This window comes from Streptomyces antioxidans, assembly GCF_000968685.2.
Classification (GTDB): domain Bacteria; phylum Actinomycetota; class Actinomycetes; order Streptomycetales; family Streptomycetaceae; genus Streptomyces; species Streptomyces antioxidans.
In genome coordinates this window covers 1-4,016 of sequence record NZ_LAKD02000221.1, presented here as the reverse complement: position 1 = coordinate 4,016, position 4,016 = coordinate 1, and the positions used below count along the sequence as shown (strand labels likewise).

At 72.2% G+C, this 4,016-nt stretch carries 1 protein-coding gene; it reads right to left on the bottom strand.

The features are described 5' to 3' along the window. The coding region (locus VT50_RS37830; RefSeq protein ID WP_206269553.1) for an SDR family NAD(P)-dependent oxidoreductase at nucleotides 1–4,016 on the bottom strand (4,016 nt) is incomplete at both ends.

Sequence of the window (4,016 nt, the reverse complement as noted above, 5' to 3'; positions counted from 1 at the left end):
CGTAGAGTTCGGCGCCCATGCCGGGGCGTTGGCTTCCCTGTCCGCTGAAGAGGAACACGGTTTGGCCGGTGGCCTCGGCGGCCGTGCCGGGGTGCACCAGGCCCGGATGTGGTTTCCCGGCGGCCAGTGCCTCCAGCCCCGCGACCAGCTCCTCGCGGTCGTTGCCGATGATCACGGCCCGGTGGTCGAAGAGCGTTCTGGAGTGCAGCAGGGACCATCCCACCTCGGTGACACTCACGCCGGGGTCGGCGTGCACCCGTTGGGTCAGCGCCCGCGCCTGGCCCCGTAGCGCCTCCGTACCGCGCGCCGACACCACCCACGGCACCGGCCCACCCACCGACTCCACCGAGCCCACTGGCCCCGTCGGTACCGCCTCGATGGCCACGGCAGCCGCCACCGGCTCGCCGGGCGCCTGCTCCACGATGACATGCGCGTTGGTCCCGCTGATGCCGAAGGACGAGACACCCGCCCGGTGTGGACGCTCCCCTCGCGGCCACTCCCGCGCCTCGGTCAGCAGACGGACATCGCCCGCGTGCCAGTCCACATGGGGTGTCGGTGCGTCGATGTGCAGCGAGGCGGGCAGCAGCTCATACCGCATCGCCATCACCATCTTGATGACCCCGGCCACCCCGGCGGCGGCCTGGGTGTGGCCGATGTTGGACTTGATGGAGCCGAGCCACAGCGGCTGATCCTCCGGCCTGTCCTGCCCGTACGTGGCCAGCAGCGCCTGTGCCTCGATGGGATCGCCGAGCGTGGTCCCGGTGCCGTGTCCTTCCACTACATCGACGTCCGCGGGCGACAGCCGGGCGTTGGCGAGCGCCTGGCCGATCACCCGCTGTTGCGAGGGTCCGTTGGGCGCGGTCAGGCCGTTGCTGGTGCCGTCCTGGTTGACGGCGGAGCCCCGGATCACGGCTAGTACCCGGTGGCCGTTGCGCCGCGCGTCCGACAGACGTTCCAGCAGCAGAAGCCCGGCGCCCTCGCCCCAGCCGGTGCCGTCGGCCGCTGAGGCGAACGGCTTGCACCGCCCGTCGGGTGCCAGGCCGCGCTGGCGGGAGAACTCGATGAACGTGGTCGGCGTGGCCATCACCGTCACCCCACCGGCCAGCGCCATCGTGCACTCGCCCTGTCGCAGCGCCTGGGCGGCCAGATGCATGGCCACCAGTGAGGACGAGCACGCGGTGTCCACCGTGACCGCCGGGCCTTCGAGGCCGAACGCATACGCCACCCGGCCGGACATGACGCTCGGCGTACCGCCCGCGAGCAGATACCCCTCGACCTCCCGCGCCGAGGCGTTTCCGGAGGCGCCGTAGCCCTGGTAAGTGCCACCCGCGAAGACACCGGTGCTGCTCCCGGCCAGTGTGTCCCGGTCCAGGCCCGCGCTTTCGAAGGTTTCCCAGGCGGTTTCCAGGAGCAGCCGCTGCTGGGGGTCCATGGCAAGAGCCTCGCGCGGGCTGATGCCGAAGAACGCCGCGTCGAACCCGGCCGCGTCGTGGAGGAAACCGCCCTCGCGCGCATAGCTGGTGCCCAGGCGCTCGGGGTCGGGATCGAAGAGGGTGTCCAGGTTCCAGTCGCGGTCGGCGGGCATCTCCCCGATGGCGTCCCGGCCCGTGGCGACCAGCTGCCACAGCTCCTCCGGCGAGCGCACACCGCCCGGGTAGCGGCAGGCCATGCCGACGATCGCGATCGGCTCGTCGTCGGCGGCCACGGGCGACGCGTGGGTGGTGACGGAGACCTTCTGCCCCGTGAGTTCGGCGCTGAGATACGTGGCGAGCGCGTTCGGTGTCGGATGGTCGAAGACCAGGGCTGGAGCGAGCGCGAGGCCGGTCGTGGTGGCGAGCCGATTGCGCAGCTCGACCGCGGTGAGGGAGTCGAAGCCCAGCTCCTGGAAGGGCTGCCCAGGGGGAACCGCGTCCAGACCGGGGTGGCCGAGGACCGTCGCGGCCAGGGCCTGGACATGGCGGACCAGGATCTGGTGGCGCCGAGCCGCGGGCGCCGCGCTGAGCTGCTGCCGCAGCGGATGGTCCTCGGCGGTGGCCGTGGACGTGGCGGGTACCGCGCTCGATGGCGTCAGACGGGTGAGGAGCGGACTCGGCCGCTGCGCGGTGAACGTACGGCCGAACCGCTCCCAGTCGACATCCGCGATCGTGACGGCGGTGTCGTCACATGTCAGCGCGTGTTCCAGGGACGCGATGGCGAGGTCGGTCGGGAGCGGGGTGAGCCCCCGCCGCCTGAGCTGGGAGAGGGTGCGCTGATCGGCCGCCATGCCCGCCTCGCCCCACGGCCCCCAGGCGAGGCTGGTGGCGGGCAGACCCCTGGCCCGGCGGTGTTCGGCGAGCGCGTCCAGATAGGTGTTCGCGGCGGCGTAGGCGGCCTGTTGTCCGCTGCCCCATGTGGCGGCGTTCGACGAGAAGAGTACGAAGGCCGTGAGATCGAGGTGCTGGGTGAGGTCGTGCAGATGAGCGGCGGCCATGGCCTTGGACCGCAGAACGGGCTGCAACCGCCCGGGGTCCAGCTCGCCGATCCGCCCCAGTTCCATCGTGCCCGCGGTGTGGACGACCGCCGTGAGGGGGTGTCCATCGGGGATGGTGTCGATGAGCCGCCGGAGCGCGGCGTGGTCGGCGACATCGCAGGCGGTGATGGTGACGTCCGTCCCCAGCGCGGTGAGCTCCGCGCTGAGCTCGGACGCGCCGGGCGCGTCAGGCCCGGAACGGCTGACGAGGTGGAGACGGGGTGCGCCCCGGTGGGCCAGCCAGCGGGCGACCTGGACGCCGAGACCGCCGGTGCCTCCGGTGATGAGCGTGGTGCCCGAGGGCTCCCAGGGGGCGGGGGCGGTGTCGGCGGCGGGCACACGGATGAGACGGCGTGCGTACGTACCGGTGGTGCGGATGGCGACCTGGTCCTCGGGCTGCCCGGGGACGAGAAGGGCCGCCAGCCGACCCGCGGTGTGGTGGGTCATGGTGGCGGGCAGATCGATGAGCCCGCCCCAACGCCGCGAATGCTCCAGCGCGGCCACGCGGCCGAACCCCCAGAGCTGCGACTGCTGGGGGTGGGGGAGGAGGTCACCCCGACCGGTGGCGACGGCGCCCTGCGTGACGCACCACAGGGGTGCGCCGATTGCGGACTCATCGAGAGCCTGGAGGAGGGCGGTGGTGGCGCCGAGCCCGGCGGACACCGCGGAGTGGCCGATGAGCGGTGCCTGATCGAGGGCGAGCAGACTGATGACCCCGGCGGGCCGGGACTCCTCGGCCAGCCGGTCGAGGCGTTCGCGGAACGCCGCGCGATCGATGCGCTGAGCGTCGACCGCGTACGGGAGCCCCGTGGCGCCGTGCGCCCGCAACGCCTGGAGGGTGACCCGGACCGTGGTGTGCTCCTCCTGCCCGGCAGGGACGACCACCAGCCAGCCGCCCGTCAGGGCCGGGGCGGCGGGGTCGGGGAGCTGCTGCCATGTGGCGCGGTAGCGCCAGGAGTCGATGGTGGAGCGTTCACGGTGTTGCCGTCGCCAGGTCGACAGTACGGGAAGTGCGGGCAGCAGGGCGTCGATGCCGGGGCTGTTCTTGTCCAGGTGGAGTGTGCTGGTGAGGGCGTCGACGTCAAGCTCCTCGATGGCATGCCAGAGCTGCGCCTCGGCCGGGTCCCCGGCCGCCGCCTCGAAGCGGGTACGGGTGGCGGGTGGGGCCAGCCAGAAGCGCTGGTGCTGGAAGGCATACGTCGGCAACGGGACGACTTGGGGGGCCGGGTCGGTGGGGTACCAGCTGGTCCAGTCGATGGTGGTGCCGTGGGTGTGGAGTTGGGCGAGGGTGTGGGTGAGGGCCCGTGGCTCGGGCTGTTTGCGGGTGAGGACGGAGGTGATCAGTGGCGTTGGGGGGTTGTTCTGGTCGGTGGGGTCTTCGGTGGTGTGGTGGTGGAGGGTGTGGTGGGTGGCGGTGGCCAGGGTGGGGTCGGGGCCGAGTTCGAGGAAGATGCTGGTTTTGGGTGCGATGTGGGTGATGGCGGGGTGGAAGTGGACGGGCTGGCGG